The sequence below is a fragment of the Rhizobium albus genome (assembly GCA_030160035.1).
GTDB classification, from domain to species: Bacteria; Pseudomonadota; Alphaproteobacteria; order Rhizobiales; family Rhizobiaceae; genus Georhizobium; species Georhizobium albus.
Genome location: BSNO01000003.1, coordinates 1,548,708 through 1,564,205 on the forward strand (window position 1 = coordinate 1,548,708; position 15,498 = coordinate 1,564,205).

Annotated in this window: 11 protein-coding genes and 1 tRNA gene; 7 read left to right on the top strand and 5 right to left on the bottom strand. The window is 61.1% G+C overall.

The window, feature by feature from the left end; translation table 11 throughout:
- Positions 1-20 precede the first annotated feature (20 nt).
- Positions 21-105: transfer RNA gene (locus QQL76_RS15100), tRNA-Leu, on the bottom strand.
- Between the two features lie 155 nt (positions 106-260).
- Here QQL76_RS15100 and QQL76_RS15105 point away from each other — a divergent pair.
- Positions 261-1,409, top strand: a complete 1,149-nt coding sequence (locus QQL76_RS15105; protein ID WP_499208314.1) for a vWA domain-containing protein — start codon at positions 261-263, stop codon at positions 1,407-1,409.
- A 67-nt stretch (positions 1,410-1,476) separates the two neighbouring features.
- Here QQL76_RS15105 and wrbA read toward each other — a convergent pair whose 3' ends face one another.
- Positions 1,477-2,073 (bottom strand): NAD(P)H:quinone oxidoreductase, encoded by a 597-nt coding sequence (wrbA, locus tag QQL76_RS15110; protein WP_499208315.1) that lies wholly within the window; start codon positions 2,071-2,073, stop codon positions 1,477-1,479.
- A 198-nt stretch (positions 2,074-2,271) separates the two neighbouring features.
- On the opposite strand from wrbA, the gene QQL76_RS15115 reads away from it, so the two are divergent.
- Both QQL76_RS15115 and gpt read left to right on the top strand, forming a co-directional pair.
- A complete protein-coding gene (locus tag QQL76_RS15115) occupies positions 2,272-3,039 on the top strand; it encodes a competence/damage-inducible protein A (protein ID WP_499208316.1) in 768 nt (255 codons plus the stop codon).
- A 72-nt stretch (positions 3,040-3,111) separates the two neighbouring features.
- A complete protein-coding gene (gene gpt, locus QQL76_RS15120; protein WP_404861796.1) occupies positions 3,112-3,609 on the top strand; it encodes a xanthine phosphoribosyltransferase in 498 nt (165 codons plus the stop codon).
- Positions 3,610-3,639: 30 nt separating this feature from the next.
- Here gpt and QQL76_RS15125 read toward each other — a convergent pair whose 3' ends face one another.
- Positions 3,640-4,584, bottom strand: coding sequence for an AraC family transcriptional regulator (locus QQL76_RS15125; RefSeq protein ID WP_499208317.1), 945 nt, complete (start codon positions 4,582-4,584; stop codon positions 3,640-3,642).
- A 101-nt stretch (positions 4,585-4,685) separates the two neighbouring features.
- Between QQL76_RS15125 and QQL76_RS15130 the strand changes: the two genes are divergently transcribed.
- Positions 4,686-5,450: an SDR family NAD(P)-dependent oxidoreductase gene (locus tag QQL76_RS15130; protein ID WP_499208318.1), complete on the top strand. Its 765-nt coding sequence runs from the start codon at positions 4,686-4,688 to the stop codon at positions 5,448-5,450.
- Between the two features lie 73 nt (positions 5,451-5,523).
- Here the strand turns inward: QQL76_RS15130 and QQL76_RS15135 are convergent, their stop codons facing one another.
- Positions 5,524-7,725, bottom strand: a complete 2,202-nt coding sequence (locus QQL76_RS15135) for an esterase-like activity of phytase family protein (protein ID WP_499208319.1) — start codon at positions 7,723-7,725, stop codon at positions 5,524-5,526.
- A 222-nt stretch (positions 7,726-7,947) separates the two neighbouring features.
- On the opposite strand from QQL76_RS15135, the gene QQL76_RS15140 reads away from it, so the two are divergent.
- Complete coding sequence (locus QQL76_RS15140) at positions 7,948-9,453, top strand: inorganic phosphate transporter (RefSeq protein ID WP_499208320.1); 1,506 nt, start codon at positions 7,948-7,950, stop codon at positions 9,451-9,453.
- A 16-nt stretch (positions 9,454-9,469) separates the two neighbouring features.
- On the opposite strand, the gene QQL76_RS15145 is transcribed toward QQL76_RS15140, so the two are convergent.
- Positions 9,470-9,931: an NUDIX hydrolase gene (locus tag QQL76_RS15145; RefSeq protein WP_404861791.1), complete on the bottom strand. Its 462-nt coding sequence runs from the start codon at positions 9,929-9,931 to the stop codon at positions 9,470-9,472.
- 581 nt (positions 9,932-10,512) lie between these two features.
- Here QQL76_RS15145 and QQL76_RS15150 point away from each other — a divergent pair.
- Together QQL76_RS15150 and QQL76_RS15155 are read left to right on the top strand one after the other, a co-directional pair.
- Positions 10,513-14,346, top strand: a complete 3,834-nt coding sequence (locus QQL76_RS15150) for a vitamin B12-dependent ribonucleotide reductase (RefSeq protein ID WP_499208321.1) — start codon at positions 10,513-10,515, stop codon at positions 14,344-14,346.
- Positions 14,347-14,355: 9 nt separating this feature from the next.
- Positions 14,356-15,474 carry a hypothetical protein gene (locus tag QQL76_RS15155; protein WP_499208322.1) on the top strand — a complete coding sequence of 373 codons (1,119 nt, stop codon included), beginning with the start codon at positions 14,356-14,358 and terminating at the stop codon, positions 15,472-15,474.
- Positions 15,475-15,498 lie beyond the last annotated feature (24 nt).

The window sequence follows — 15,498 nt, forward strand, 5'->3', positions numbered from 1 at the left end:
TCAACAAACCCGAGGATGCCTGGTGCGGGCGGCGGGACTCGAACCCGCACGACCCAGGGTCTCGGGATTTTAAGTCCCGTGTGTCTACCATTCCACCACGCCCGCACGCGGGGCAAATCAATAGCTTGGCGCAGTGCGCGGCGAAAGTCCCCCAGCGAGATTTCGAATTGATGGACGATGAAGATGCCCAGGCTTTCTGAAACGCAATCTTAAGATGTATCGGCGCAATTGGCGGGTGCAATAGAAGGTATACCCCGTCCATGAGCATGATGCTGAGACGGGTCGTGCGCATGATGCGCGACCAAAATGGCTCGTTCGCCATTCAATTGGCATTGTTGTTGCCCCTGCTTTTTGGGGTGGCATCGTTGGCTATCGACTACACGCGAGCACTCTCCTTCCGCAGCCACGCCGCAAACGCGGCCGATGCGGCAACGCTTGCTGCGGCGTCGAAGCTCGCGCTTGGCGACTTCAGCGAAGACGACGCCAGGGAGCTCGCCGAAGTCTTCTTTTTTGCGCAGTTGAGCCAGAGCAGCTCGGTAAAGGCGACAGAGCTCGCCTCCCTCAAACCGCAGATCGTGGCCGAACTGGATGATGCCCGCGGCGGGCGTACGGCAGAAGTCCGTCTCTCCGTCGATGGCGCCGTTCAGATGATGTTTCCGAGCTGGCTGATACCCGGCGACAGCCTCTCGTTTCACACCGAGAGCGTGTCAGTCAGTTCGAGCGAGACCCACAGCGCCTTCTCGATGATGCTCGTGCTCGATCAGTCGGGATCGATGATCGAGTGCGTCGTATCGCTGGGTTTCTTCAACATCCGCATTCAGGATCAGCAGCGGTGCGACGCCATGGGACAAACGACCCGCCTCACCTCCCTCCAACGCGCCGTTGCCAATCTCAGCCAAAAGCTCACAATCGCGGATCCGGAAATGAATTACGTCCGCATGGGCGCCACGACCTACGCGGAGAAAATAAAAGCTGAGCGTCTTCCCGTTTGGGGCACGGCCAGCACGTCGCAATTCGTGCAGACGATCCGGGCAGGCGGCAACACCGACTCCTCGGACGCTTTCAATGCCGCGTACAAGGCGGTGATACGTGATCAAGAACGTACGGAACATAAGAACCGTAATGGCCAAGAGCAGCCTGCGCGCATCATTCTGTTCATGACCGACGGCGAGAACAACAATGCCCCGGATACGCGCTACACACTCAACCGTTGCGCCGATGCAAAACAGGCAGACGTCATCATCTATTCCGTGGCATTCGAAGCCACCCGCGGCGGTCAAGCCATGCTGAGGGAATGTGCGTCGAGCGCCGATCACTATTTCGAAGCGGCCAATGCCGATCAGTTGATGGCGGCTTTCGAGCGCATCGGCGCCGAGGCTGCAAATCTTCTCGTCCGGGTCGCGCGCTGACCTCCACAAACGAAATGGGGCCGCCCCTTTCGGGACGACCCCATCATCATGGTCGCAGAGCTGCGTCTTAGGCGAGCTTGGCCGCGATCTTTGCGACGTGCTCGCCCTGATAGCGCGCACCGTCGAGCTCGATGGCGGAAGGCTGGCGCGAGCCGTCACCGGCTGCAATCGTCGTGGCGCCGTAAGGCGAGCCGCCCTTGACTTCTTCCACGCCCATCTGGCCCTGGAAGGCATAGGGCAGACCGACGATGACCATCCCGTGGTGCAGCAGCACCGTGTGGAAGCTGGTCAGCGTGGTTTCCTGGCCACCATGCTGGGTGGCCGACGAGGTGAAGGCCGAGCCGACCTTGCCGACGAGCTTGCCTTCGGCCCAGAGCGCACCGGTCTGGTCCAGGAAGTTCTTCATCTGCGCGGCCATGTTGCCGTAGCGGGTGGGGGTACCGAAGATGATCGCATCGTAGTCGGCGAGCTCGTTCGGCGATGCGATCGGCGCCTCCTGCTCGAGCTTGTAGTGATAGGCCTTCGCAACATCGTCCGGCACGAGTTCAGGCACGCGCTTGACGGTCACCTCGGCGCCGCCCTTGCGCGCGCCTTCCGCGACGGCATGCGCCATCTGCTCGATGTGTCCCCAGGTCGAGTAATAAAGTACGAGCACCTTGGCCATTGCGTCAGCTCCTTGTAGTGAGATTGAAAGGCCCGGCGATGGCCGGTTCGGAATGGTGGCGGCACGATAGCCAAACGATCGTTCAGCGAAAGCCATCAGGTCATCAACGGATTGTTCACAGTTAGGTTCAATCAGCCAGGTGATCCGATGCGTATGGATGCTTTTGTCCGGGACGTTAGCAAGAATGAGCAGGGGACGATGAGCGAAAAGCCGAGTGACGCAGGCGCAATGGACACGATCACCGCAGCCATGCTTGCCATCGGCGATGAGCTTCTGTCCGGCCGCACGAAAGACCGCAATATCGGCCATCTCGCCGACATGATGACGGCCGCCGGGATCGACCTCAAGGAAGTGCGCATCGTCTCCGACGATCACCACGCGATCGTCGAGGCCGTGCGGGCCCTGTCGAAGCGCTATACCTATCTCTTCACATCGGGTGGAATCGGCCCCACCCATGACGACATCACCGCCGATGCGATTGCGGATGCCGTCGGGCGGGAATGCACCCATGATCCCGCGGCAATGGCGCTGTTGGCCGACCACTATGCCGGCCGAGGACTGGAATTCACCGAGGCGCGACAGCGCATGGCGCGCATGCCGGTCGGCGCCGCCCATATCGAAAACCCGGTTTCGAAAGCGCCGGGCTTCATCGTGGACAACATTCACGTCATGGCCGGCGTGCCGTCCGTCTTCCAGGCGATGCTCGACAACGTCATGCCCACATTGAAGACCGGAGCGAAGATCCACTCGCTCTCGGTTGCCTGCCCCTATGGCGAGGGCGACATCGGTGGTCCACTTGCCGCGATTCAGAAGGCGCATCCGAACGTGGTCATCGGCTCCTACCCACGGTACGACGGCAAGCGCTTCTCCACCGAGATCGTCGCACGCTCCCGTGATCTTCAAGCCGCGCAAGCCGCACAGGATGCCATCGCTGCCATGATCGACGCGATCGTCCCGAACGACTGATGGGCCACGCGCTTGCGCCAACCAGGCGTTCCCGCTATTGGCCTCGCACCCTCAACGCCGGAGCCTCTCTTCATGTCGCTGCCAGACAAGGCCTTTCCCGTCTCCTGGGACCAGTTCCACCGCGATGCGCGCGCGCTCGCCTGGCGCCTGTCGGGCAATGGAACGCAGTGGAAGGCGATCGTCTGCATCACGCGTGGTGGCCTCGTGCCGGCCGCCATCATCGCGCGCGAGCTTGGCATTCGCATGATCGAGACGGTCTGCGTCGCCTCCTATCACGACTATGCCAATCAGGGTGAAATGCAGGTCCTGAAGCGCATCAATGACGATCTTCTGGAAAACGACGGCGAGGACATCCTCATCGTCGACGACCTGACCGACACGGGCAAAACCGCCGCCATCGTGCGCGCCATGCTGCCCAAGGCCCATTTTGCCACCGTCTATGCCAAGCCGAAGGGTCGTCCGCTGGTCGACAGCTTCGTCACCGAGGTCAGCCAGGATACCTGGATATATTTCCCGTGGGATCTCGGCTTTTCCTATGTCGAGCCCATCGCCAAAGATCACAAAGGCTGAGCAGGCGGCCAATCGTCGGCAGATACTGTCTTAAGCGAAAGCACGGTCGTCGCTGGGCGCCACCCCGAAGTGGCGGCTGTATTCGCGACTGAACTGCGAAGCACTTTCGTAGCCGACCTCGAATGCGGCCCGCGTGACGGAATGCGAGCCTGCGAACATCAGGCGTCTCGCTTCGATCAGCCTGAGCCTCTTCTGGAACTGCAGCGGCGTCGTTCGCGTCACGGCCTTGAAGTGCTCGTGAAAAGCCGACATGCTCATGCCTGCCGTATGCGCAAGGTCCTCGATCTTCAGCGGTTCGTCGAAGCGATCCTTGATCGTTGCGATGACGCTCGCAATGCGGCTGATGTGGCTGTCGGCGCGCGCCAGCATCCGAAGCACGCCCGCATGGCCAGCGCTCAGCACCCGGTAATGAATCTCCCGGATGACCAGCGGCGCCAGGATCGGTGCCTCAGGCTGGTCCACCAGTGCAAAGAGCCGGGCCATGGCATCGACGAGAGCCGCATCCGGCATGCCCACCTGCAGCGTTTCGCAGTTCGCCTGCACCGACCCGTTTGTCGTGGTCCTCAGGCCGCACTGCACCGCAAGCTCGCGCATCATCGCAACGTCCAGCGCGATGGCGATCGCGAGATAGGGCTTATCCTCGCTTGCCAGAACAACCCTGCTTTCAGCCGGCAGGTCGAGACCGACGATGAGCGACTGGCCTTCGGCGAACCGCACGCGCATGTCACCGACGACGGACTCCTTCGCGCCCTGCAGCACGAAGCAGAAGAGCGGCTGGTAGACCATCGGCTCGATGTCGGTCGCCTTCCGGCTTCGCACGATGCTCAAGCCGGGTATCGCTGTCATCAACGGCTGTTCGCCGGCGCCCTTGGCATCCGCATAGGCGATCACCGCTGGCCGGAGTTTTTCGATGATGTTCTCGCTCGTCATGCGGCAAATATAGACCTGCAGCAGGATGATTGAAAATACTGGCACCAACACTTCTGGAGGAATAGGCAAGACATCCCAATTATCCGTCAAGCCATTGAAGCAACCAGCGGCTAAAACAGGTCACGTCAATTCGCAAGGAGTTCCCCATGACCAGCACCACCAAGATCGCTCTGATAACCGGCGGCAGCCGTGGCCTCGGCCGCAACACCGCAGAGCATCTCGCCAGGAAAGGCGTCGACCTCGTCGTCACCTACAACAGCAACCGCGAGAATGCCGACGCCGTCGTTGCCGAAGCACGGCAGGCGGGCGTGAGCGCAGCAGCACTCAAGCTCGATACGACACGCACGGACACATTCGCAGCCTTCAGCGACGAGCTGCGCCAGACGCTGCTGCAGACATTCGATCGGGAGACGATCGATTTTCTCGTCAACAATGCGGGCACAGGCATCCACAAGCCGTTCGCCGAGACCACGGAAGAGGATTTCGATCACCTCGTCGCCATCCATCTCAAGGGCGTGTTCTTCCTGACCCAGCACCTTTTGCCGATGATCGAGGACGGCGGTCGGATCGTGAACGTCTCCAGCGGGCTGGCCCGCTTCACCCTCCCCGGCTACTCCGCTTATGCTGCGATGAAGGGCGGTATCGAGGTGCTGACGCGCTATCTCGCGAAAGAACTGGGAACACGCCGGATCTCCGTCAACACCATCGCACCAGGCGCCATCGAAACCGATTTCGGCGGCGGCGTCGTGCGCGACAATACCCATGTCAACGAGATGGTCGCAGCGAGTACGGCGATGGGCAGAGCCGGTTTGCCCGACGATATCGGCGGCGCGCTGTCGAGCCTGCTCGTCGGGGAGTTCGGCTGGATGACGGGACAGCGGATCGAAGTCTCGGGCGGCCAGAACATCTAGGTCTGGTTGATCTGCCGTAAACGAAAAAGGCCGGGCGAAAGCCCGGCCTTTTCATGATTGTCCGAAGAAACGCTCAGAACTCGGAAACGCCGCCGATCGACCAGAAGAAGGTCTCGCCGGAGGAATCGTCCACGCCGTCATTGTCGGTGACGACGAAGGCTTCCCCGCTCGCGTCCACGGCAAAGCCTTCCACCTTGTCGACGATGTAGCCGTTGTATGCAGCAAGACCCGGAATGAAGTCGTGGACTTCTTCCTTGGCGACCACGGGCAGTTCTCCGCTTAGTTCGGCGCCTGCAAGCTCGGCCACCGGTACGCGGTAGAGCTTCTTCAGCTCGGCTGCCGCACCAATCTGGTTGTCGCGCTCGACGATGTAGACATGCTCACCGTGCAGCGTGATTTCGGACAGGCCGACCCAGCCCTCGCCCTTCGCTTCCAGCGGATAGTGAACGGCTGCCCACTCGCCCGAAGCCGGCGTATAGGAAACCAGCTTCACCATGCCTTCCGGATCGTTGCCCCACTCGCGCTGGATGGCGATCCAGAGCGTCCCGTCGATCATCGTGATGCCTTCGGCGCCGGACCGCGTGGCACCCTCGAGCAGTGCTTCAGGGAAGAGGACTTCCTCCTGGATCGCACCCTCGGCGTTCACGCGATAGATCGCATGCGGAATGCCCTCATCGGCATCACCCTCATTGGCGAGCCAGAAGCCGCCCTCGCCGTCTGCGACGATGCCTTCCAGATCCATGTTTTGCGCGGTTTCGCCATCGCGGGTGATCGTGATGGCATCGGTGATCTGAGCAGGCGTCACGCTGGCATCGATCACATACATGCGCGGCTGGGCAGCGAAGACGGAATCGCTGACAGCATAGAGGCGCCCGGCTTCGGACGGATCGGCAGCGAGGCCCGACAACGCACCGAAAGCGATCGGCAGTTCGTTCTCGTCGCGCGTGGAGACGATCGTCGGGTACTGGGCGGCACCCTCGGTGCGCTCGAAGATCATGACATGCGCACGCACGCCACCGTCTTCGATGAGGTCGACTTCGTTGGCGACGGCGAAAAGGTTGCGCTCGGGGATCGCAACGATGCCTTCCGGCGAGATGCCCGAGGGCAGGATCTGAAGAAGCTCAGGCGCAGCATCTGCACCGTTGTCGCGATAGACGCCAACGACCGAACCACGCTCGGACAAAGGCAGGATCAGCGTTTCGTCGCCGAAGCGGGCGACTTCCATGCCCTCCGGCTCGATGCCCTTGGCGTCCGAACGACCGTCGGGATAGTGGCCGAGGAGCGCCACTTCGTGCTCGAAGCTGTTGCCGCTCTCATAGAGCACTTCGCCCATCTTGTTCATGATGGTGAAGCCACGCGAACCGCCCTCATAGTCGCCTTCATTGGCGATGGCGAAGCGGTCATTGTCCAGCCACTGGATCGCATCCGGCTCGCGCTTCACGGCCGTCGCCGAGCCGGAGAAATCGAACGCACCGTCGTCTTCGGTGTCGATGCCTGTCAGGTCCACCGCACCAGCGGAGAAATGCGCGGTCACGGTGCCATCGGCAGCGTTGATGATCGCGATATGGTTGTTTTCCTGGAGCGTCACGGCAAGTTCGTTGGCTTCGTTGAAGTCGACGAATTCCGGCTCCGGATCTTCAGGCGCAATTTCGGCGAGGCCCGTCAGGTCCACCGTGATCATCGCATCGCAATCCGGCACGCCATCGGTCAGCGGGAAGATTTTCACGTCCCCGGCAGGCATCTGCGGGATGACGCCGTCGTTCAGGTCCTCGTCACGCTGGTTCTCGATGGCGACCGCAGCGAACGTACCGTCCGGTGATACTGCGGTGGAATCAGGCTGACCGCCAAGATCGCACTGCGCTTCCATCGTCTGCGTCGCGATATCGACGACGGCCAGGAAGCCCGAAGGCTGCGTCAGGTCTTCGGTCGTGTTGACGCCGACCAGCACCTTGGAGCCGGCAACGGAAACGGCCGTTGGCTCGCCACCGTCCATCGCGAGGAAGCCGCCTGCCACGGGAGCGGCGGCGTCGGTAATGTCGATGAAGCCGATGCCACCTGCCGGGCTGTCCGAGTAGATCAGCATCATGCCGTCTTCGGTGGCCGTGATGATCTCGGCGGAAGACGGCGCGTTGACGTCTGCGTCTTCCGGCTTGTTGTCGACGACCGGGAAGGACGCGATGCGGTTGAAGTTCATGGCTTCCTGCGCCCACGCACCGGTGGTGGTCAGCAGGGTGCCGGCAAGCAAGGTCATTGCAAAATGTCTGGTGGTCGTCATGAGCCCCTCCAATCGGACATCGCGCGTCGATCGCGCCGTGCCTGCTCATGCAATGTGTCGATGACAGTGGGATGACAGAGAGAGGTCAGGTGACCCCGGCGGCGCGAGGGGGCAAAGGCGCCCCTGAAATAATGTGGTTGATCGGGCGATCGGGGGTGCCCGCCCCGGCCTTCAGATGCTATGCGCCCCGCACTGTCACAAAACTGTCATGAACGGGCAAGCATGGCCAAGAGCGCTCTCGACAAGGACCTGAACAAGGTCGTCAACCTGGAAACGGCGACCGGAGACCTCTCCAGAAGCCTAGCTTTTCCAGGGATCGCGCTCGTCTTCCTGCTCGGCGCCATGGTGGTTGCGGCATTCTATGCCGTCGAAGGCCCGCTCAGCTACCTCGTCATCATCGCGTCCGTCATCGCCGGTTACATGGCGCTCAACATTGGCGCGAACGACGTTGCCAACAATATGGGACCGGCTGTCGGCAGCCGGGCACTCACCATGGCCGGCGCGATCGCAATTGCGGTCGTGTGCGAAAGTGCCGGCGCGTTGCTCGCGGGCGGCGATGTCGTCAAGACCATCTCGAGCGAGTTGCTGCTGCCAGCCGTTCATCTCGAAACGGTGGACTTCATCGTCGTGATGACGGCCGCCCTGCTCTCCTCCGCCCTGTGGATCAATCTCGCCACCTATCTCGGAGCACCCGTCTCCACGACCCACTCCGTCGTCGGCGGCGTCATCGGAGCTGGCGTCGCGGCGGCCGGCTTCAGCGTTGTCGCATGGCCCGTGCTGGCGACCATCGTCGCGAGTTGGGTCATCTCGCCGGTGCTCGGCGGCGTCATGGCCGCCGGTGTGCTGGCTGTCGCCAACGCGACCATCTTGGAACGGGAAGACAAGATCAAAGCGGCCCGCGTCTGGGTGCCGGTTCTCATCTCCGGCATGGCCGCCGTCTTTGCCATGTATCTCACGATCAAGGGATTGAGCCGGATCTGGAGTGCCAGCCCGCTCCAGGTCCTGATGCTCGGCGCCGTCTTCGCGGTCATCGGCTGGATGCTGGCGCGTCCGTGGGTGATGCGCCGGTCGATCGGGCTGGAGAACCGGTCCAAGAGCATCAACGGTCTCTTCCGCCTGCCCTTGATCTTCGCGGCGGCGCTTTTGTCCTTCGCCCACGGCGCCAATGATGTCGCCAATGCGGTCGGGCCGCTCGCCGCGATCGTTGCGGCAGCCGGCAGCGGCTCGACCGATGTCGCCGCTGTCGCCCTTCCGCTGTGGGTGCTGGCGATCGGCGCGGTCGGCATCGCGCTCGGCCTTGCTTTGTTCGGTCCGCGGCTGATCAGGCTCGTCGGTGAAAAGATCACCAAGATGAACGAGATCCGCGCCTATTGCGTCGCCTTCGCCGCAGCAACCACCGTTCTCATCGCTTCCTGGCTTGGACTGCCGGTGTCCTCGACGCACATTGCCATCGGCGCCGTCTTCGGCGTCGGCTTCCTGCGCGAGGCGACGTCGAACCGCGGCGTGCGCAATCCGGCCGTCCAGCCCTATTCGCTCTTCCTGAACACCGACCGCCTCAACAAGACTCCGGAAGAAGCACTCGCCAATTTCCAGAAGCGCGAACGCCGTCGGCTTGTGCGCCGTCAGCACGGCCTGCAGATTGCAGCCGCCTGGGTGATCACCGTTCCGGCGGCCGGTCTCCTGTCCGCCCTGCTCTACTGGCTGATCGGCCTTCTGATCGTGGCCTGACCGCCCGGAGAAGGCTTCAGGCCGTCACGAGCTTGTCCACAGCCTCCGCCATCGCCACGGCGCCCCGGTCGGACAGCAGGCGTTTGGCTTCTTTCAGCATCACCCAGTGGCGATAGCGCTGCCCGATCTCCGGCCACTCGTCGAGCTGGCGCTCCACGCGCAGCGGGAACACCTCCACATTGATGATCGTGCGGCGAAGCAACTGCTTCACTGTCCGGTAGCTGCCGACCGGTTCCGGATGGACATGCCCTTCGACGCCCGCCTCTTCGAAAGCCTCCTGGGCTGCCGTCTCCTGCGGCGTCAGGCCTTCGATCAGCGAGCCTTTCGGGAAAATCCAGCGCCCGGTGCGCCGCGAGGTGATCAGGAGGAAGGCGCAACGCCCCTCGATCATCTGATAGGGCACTGCACCATACTGCTTCTTCGACGCGCGCCGGGAAGAGCCGGAAGCGATGCGATCCATGAGCGTCAACGAAGTCATTGCAGTGATCCCACTTATCAACAGGGCGGAGACGGAGCAGAGGTCGTTCGGACACTGGCCCACCCCCAATTCTCTATGTCATTTTTCGTACTTGAAGCGTTTGGCAAGTCCAGAGTTCCAACGGGTTCGACTTTCCCCAGTTTCCACCCTCCCAGCGCACAACATCTGGTATTCACATCCAAGCGCTCGCCCAGCCCTTGACCCATGATCCGAGTCGCAGTCTATTGGTTATCACGCTGTGAACAACGGCCCGCCGGCATGAAGCAGCCGGTCACAAATCAAGACAGTAAGCGTTGGTGAGCCCAGTCGGATGATCCGTTGCGGATCCTTCCTCGGGTTGCCTCGGCATGGCGTAACGGGGGTTGCCGCAGGCGGCGGCAGGGGTAGCGGAAACGGTGGATTTACACTATATTTAGTGTTGCCAGCCACCATCAACACAACATACGGTCTGGATCATTCGATTCCATCACGAGACCGGATTTCGAGGGCTGGCCGCGCCATGAAGAGCGCCGCCGGATGATGACAAATTGCGCCCGCCACGAAGACCGTCGGCAGGCACACCACGACAAGGACGAGGGACAATGCGCATCGAGCGGCGGTTTACTGAAGCGGGGCAATCGGCCTATGCGGCCATCGAATTCCGCAAGGCCATCAGCGAGATCAAGAATCCGGATGGCTCCGTCGTCTTCCGGCTCGCCGACATCGACGTTCCGGCGCAGTTCAGCCAGGTTGCGGCCGACATCCTCGCCCAGAAATATTTCCGCAAGGCCGGCGTTCCTGCCCGCCTGAAGCGCGTCGAGGAAAACGACGTGCCGTCGTTCCTGTGGCGTTCGGTCGCCGACGAGACGGCCCTCGCCGAACTGCCCGAGGACGAGCGCTACGGTTCCGAAACCGATGCCCGCCAGGTCTTCACCCGTCTTGCCGGCACCTGGACCTACTGGGGCTGGAAGGGCGGCTATTTCAATTCGGAAGAAGACGCCTCCGCCTTCATGGACGAGCTTGCCTACATGCTCGCCACGCAGCGCGTCGCGCCGAATTCCCCGCAATGGTTCAACACCGGCCTGCACTGGGCCTATGGCATCGATGGCCCCGGCCAGGGCCATTACTATGTCGACCCCTTCACCAAGAAGCTCGTCCAGTCGCAGTCGGCCTATGAGCACCCGCAGCCGCATGCCTGCTTCATCCAGTCGGTCGAAGACGATCTGGTCAATGAAAGCGGCATCATGGACCTCTGGGTCCGCGAAGCGCGCCTCTTCAAGTACGGTTCGGGCACCGGCTCCAACTTCTCCTATCTGCGCGGCGAAGGCGAAAAGCTGTCGGGCGGTGGCAAGTCGTCGGGCCTGATGTCCTTCCTCAAGATCGGTGACCGAGCAGCCGGCGCCATCAAGTCGGGCGGCACCACGCGCCGCGCCGCCAAGATGGTCGTCGTCGACATCGATCATCCGGACATCGAAGCCTACATCGACTGGAAGGTGAAGGAAGAGCAGAAGGTCGCCGCCCTCGTCACCGGCTCCAAGATCGTTGCCAAGCACCTGAAGACCATCATGAAGGCCTGCCTCAACTGCGAGGCCGACAATGGCGAGTGCTTCGACCCCAAGCTGAACTCGGCACTCAAGCGCGCCATCAAGGACGCCAAGCGTGACGCCGTTCCGGAAAACTACGTCAAGCGCGTCATCCAGTTCGCCAAGCAGGGCTATACTGATCTCGACTTCAAGACCTACGACACGGACTGGGATTCCGAGGCCTATCTGACCGTCTCGGGCCAGAACTCCAACAATTCCGTATCCATCAAGGACGACTTCCTGCGCGCTGTCGAAAGCGATGGCGACTGGAACCTGACCGCCCGCAAGGACGGCCGCGTGATGAAGACGCTGAAGGCGCGCGATCTGTGGGAAAAGATCGGGGAAGCCGCCTGGGCATCCGCCGATCCGGGCCTGCACTTCAACACGACCATGAACGACTGGCACACCTGCGTGTCGGCCGGCGCGATCCGCGCGTCGAACCCGTGCTCGGAATACATGTTCCTGGACGACACGGCCTGCAACCTCGCCTCGCTGAACCTGTTGCAGTTCAAGGACGCGCAGACCAAGAACATCGACATAGAAGCCTATGAGCACGCCGTGCGGCTCTGGACGATGGTGCTCGAAATCTCGGTCATGATGGCGCAGTTCCCCTCGCGCCAGATCGCCGAGCTCTCCTACAAGTACCGCACGCTCGGCCTCGGCTACGCCAATATCGGCGGCCTGCTGATGACCTCCGGCATTCCTTACGACTCCAAGGAAGGCCGCGCGATCTGCGGCGCGCTGACAGCCATCATGACCGGCGTCGCCTATGCGACTTCGGCGGAAATGGCCGGCGAGCTTGGCCCCTTCCCAGGCTACAAGCCCAACCGCGAGCACATGCTGCGCGTCATGCGCAACCATCGCCGTGCCGCCCGTGGCGAGAGCACCGGCTATGAAAAGCTGTCGGTCAATCCGGTGGCGCTGATCCATGGCGACTGCCCGGACCAGACGCTTGTCACCCATGCGATCGCCGCCTGGGATAAGGCCGTCGAGCTCGGCGAGAAGAACGGCTACCGCAATGCCCAGGCGACCGTTATCGCGCCGACCGGCACGATCGGCCTCGTCATGGATTGCGACACGACCGGCATCGAGCCCGATTTCGCGCTGGTCAAGTTCAAGAAGCTCGCCGGCGGCGGCTACTTCAAGATCATCAACCGTGCCGTTCCGGAAGCGCTGCGCACGCTCGGCTATTCCGAAAGCCAAATCGCCGAGATCGAGGCCTATGCGGTCGGCCACGGCAATCTGAACCAGGCGCCCGGCGTGAACCCCGGCTCGCTGAAGTCCAAGGGCTTCTCCGACGAGCAGGTGGAAGCGCTGAATGTCGCACTGAAGAGCGCCTTTGACATCAAGTTCGCCTTCAACCAGTGGACACTCGGTGCTGATTTCCTGAAGGAAAAGCTTGGCGTCACCGATGAGCAGATGAACGATTTCGAGTTCTCGCTGCTTGCCCATCTCGGCTACACCAAGAAGGAAATCGAAGCCGCCAACATCCATGTCTGCGGTGCCATGACGCTCGAAGGCGCGCCGTTCCTGAAGGACGAGCACCTGCCCGTCTTCGATTGCGCCAACCCCTGCGGCAAGATCGGCAAGCGCTATCTGTCGGTGGAAAGCCACATCCTGATGATGGCGGCCGCCCAGCCCTTCATCTCGGGCGCGATCTCCAAGACGATCAACATGCCGAACGAGGCGACCGTCGAGGATTGCAAGAACGCCTACATGCTCTCCTGGAAGCTCGCGCTGAAGGCGAACGCCCTTTACCGCGATGGCTCCAAGCTGTCCCAGCCGCTCAACGCCTCGCTGATCGAGGACGATGCGGACGAGGATGCCGATGAGGCGATCGAGGCGCTGGTTGCCCAGCCGGCAGCAGCCCAGGCCGTCACCATCACGGAGAAGGTCGTCGAGCGCGTCATCGAGCGGCTCTACCGCGACCGCGAGAAGCTGCCGAACCGCCGCAAGGGCTACACCCAGAAAGCCGTCGTCGGCGGCCACAAGGTGTATCTGCGCACCGGCGAATTCGACGATGGCCGCTTGGGCGAGATCTTCATCGACATGCACAAGGAAGGCGCTGCCTTCCGCGCGATGATGAACAATTTCGCCATCGCCATCTCGCTCGGCCTGCAATACGGCGTGCCGCTGGAAGAATATGTGGAGGCCTTCACCTTCACCAAGTTCGAGCCGGCCGGCATGGTGCAGGGCAACGACGCGATCAAGAACGCCACGTCGATCCTCGACTACGTGTTCCGCGAACTCGCCGTCTCCTACCTGTCGCGCCACGACCTCGCCCATGTCGACACGTCCGATTTCGGCAACACCGCACTCGGCAAGGGCGTGAAGGAAGGCAAGGCGCAGGCGATCTCGTCCGGCCTCACCCGCGGCCACAAGCTCACCATCGTGCAGCCGGAAACGCTGCGCCCGACCGGTGAGCCAAAAGGCGAAGCCATGAGCCCGGCCCCGGCACGCGTCGCCGCACCGACGGCGTCGATCTCCAACGTCACGGCCTTCTCGGGCACCAAGCAGCCGGCACCGCTCGCTGCCTCCCGCTCGACCGTGACGATGGCCTCAGGCGCCGGCGCAGCAACCGCCTTCAAGCGCGATCTCGACGAAGCTCCGGAAGACCTCAATGCTGGCGTCATCGACAACGACGCCGCGACCGAGCTCTTCTCCGACAAGGCCGCCGAAGAAGCCGCCCGCGCCAAGGCCGACGCCAAGAAGGTGGAAGCCGACCGCCGCGCCAAATCGCTGATGCAAGGCTACACGGGCAACTCCTGCCCCGAATGCCAGAACTTCACGATGGTGCGGAACGGCACCTGCGAGAAGTGCGATACATGTGGCGCCACGAGCGGCTGCAGCTGAGGCAGAGGCTTGAAACCGCTCCGAATATATCTTGATACTTCTGACTACGCCCGGCTTTACAAATCAAAGCCGGGCGATAGTATTGACCAGGTTCTTAATTTTCTTGAAGAAAACATTCAACGCGGCACTATCGAAATAGGCTATTCCTATTGGGTCGTGACTGAACTAATCCAAGATGGTGCAGAAGATTACGCCGAAGATCGTTTTGAGCGCGGCTCGATTATTCGCCGACTCTGTGGCTCAAATGCATTTCCATATTTGACTGATCTGGTGAATGGCGCCCGGTTTCCCAATGGCGGCTACTGGATGCCTCTCGACACTGTTTCATCGCTCAGTGTCTCACCAATGGCTGCCTCAATGCGAGACAAAATCAAAGGTGATCCGCGATTAAATCGAAGTTTGAGACGCAAGCTTGCAACGCGGTCTGGGCTTCAGGAGGCATTTCGTCAGTATGCCGACGGCTCCCTACTTCAACAGTCCGAGTTTCCAGATATCCCGTTCACGCCCGAGTTTATCGAAGGAAACTACCTTAAGCGGTACCTTACTGGGGAGATATCAGAGCAAGCTGTGAATCGAAAAATACGGGAGTGGATGTCAGACCCTCGTATCTTCTTTCGCATGTATTATCAGTATGGCAGGGGTAAAAACCCTTTGACCCCGATCGTTGACGGCGCAGCAGAGACAATTACAGCGGACCTCGAAAAATTTATTCGCTTGCAGCGGGACGTAGAAGATCTGTACTCCTCAGCCAGAATTAGTTATGAGAAATATAAATTTCAAAAATTGAAATTCGAAAATAATACTGGCCTCAACACGTCAATGATTTCCTTGGCAAAACCAAAGAAGCCAGTCTTTCCGGCGCCGGAAATCAAATTAGACGAGATCTTCGGCTTAGGTAAAAGCGCTTACATCAATACTTATTTGAAACAAGCAACAAAGCAAGCCTTCCAGTTTTCGCCTTCTGATCTCGTTGACCTACTTCATCTACGTTATATTTTTGAGTGCGACCTGCTACGTTGCGATTCAAAAATGGCCGCCATTTTTCGGACGTGCCCACACATGCCTAGCAGTCGTATCGTGGCAAAATTGGAAGATCTTCCCGGTCGCATCGCAGAACGACTCCATTAAATTCACATTCGCACCACTACCTCT

Excerpts from the sequence above, each read along its gene's own strand:
- QQL76_RS15140 (WP_499208320.1), top strand. The coding sequence starts at position 7,948 with ATGGCCAAGAGCGCTCTCGACAAGGACCTGAACAAGGTCGTCAACCTG.
- QQL76_RS15115 (WP_499208316.1), top strand. The coding sequence starts at position 2,272 with ATGAGCGAAAAGCCGAGTGACGCAGGCGCAATGGACACGATCACCGCA.
- QQL76_RS15135 (WP_499208319.1), bottom strand. The coding sequence starts at position 7,725 with ATGACGACCACCAGACATTTTGCAATGACCTTGCTTGCCGGCACCCTG.
- QQL76_RS15145 (WP_404861791.1), bottom strand. The coding sequence starts at position 9,931 with ATGACTTCGTTGACGCTCATGGATCGCATCGCTTCCGGCTCTTCCCGG.
- QQL76_RS15130 (WP_499208318.1), top strand. The coding sequence starts at position 4,686 with ATGACCAGCACCACCAAGATCGCTCTGATAACCGGCGGCAGCCGTGGC.
- wrbA (WP_499208315.1), bottom strand. The coding sequence starts at position 2,073 with ATGGCCAAGGTGCTCGTACTTTATTACTCGACCTGGGGACACATCGAG.
- QQL76_RS15105 (WP_499208314.1), top strand. The coding sequence starts at position 261 with ATGAGCATGATGCTGAGACGGGTCGTGCGCATGATGCGCGACCAAAAT.
- QQL76_RS15150 (WP_499208321.1), top strand. The coding sequence starts at position 10,513 with ATGCGCATCGAGCGGCGGTTTACTGAAGCGGGGCAATCGGCCTATGCG.
- gpt (WP_404861796.1), top strand. The coding sequence starts at position 3,112 with ATGTCGCTGCCAGACAAGGCCTTTCCCGTCTCCTGGGACCAGTTCCAC.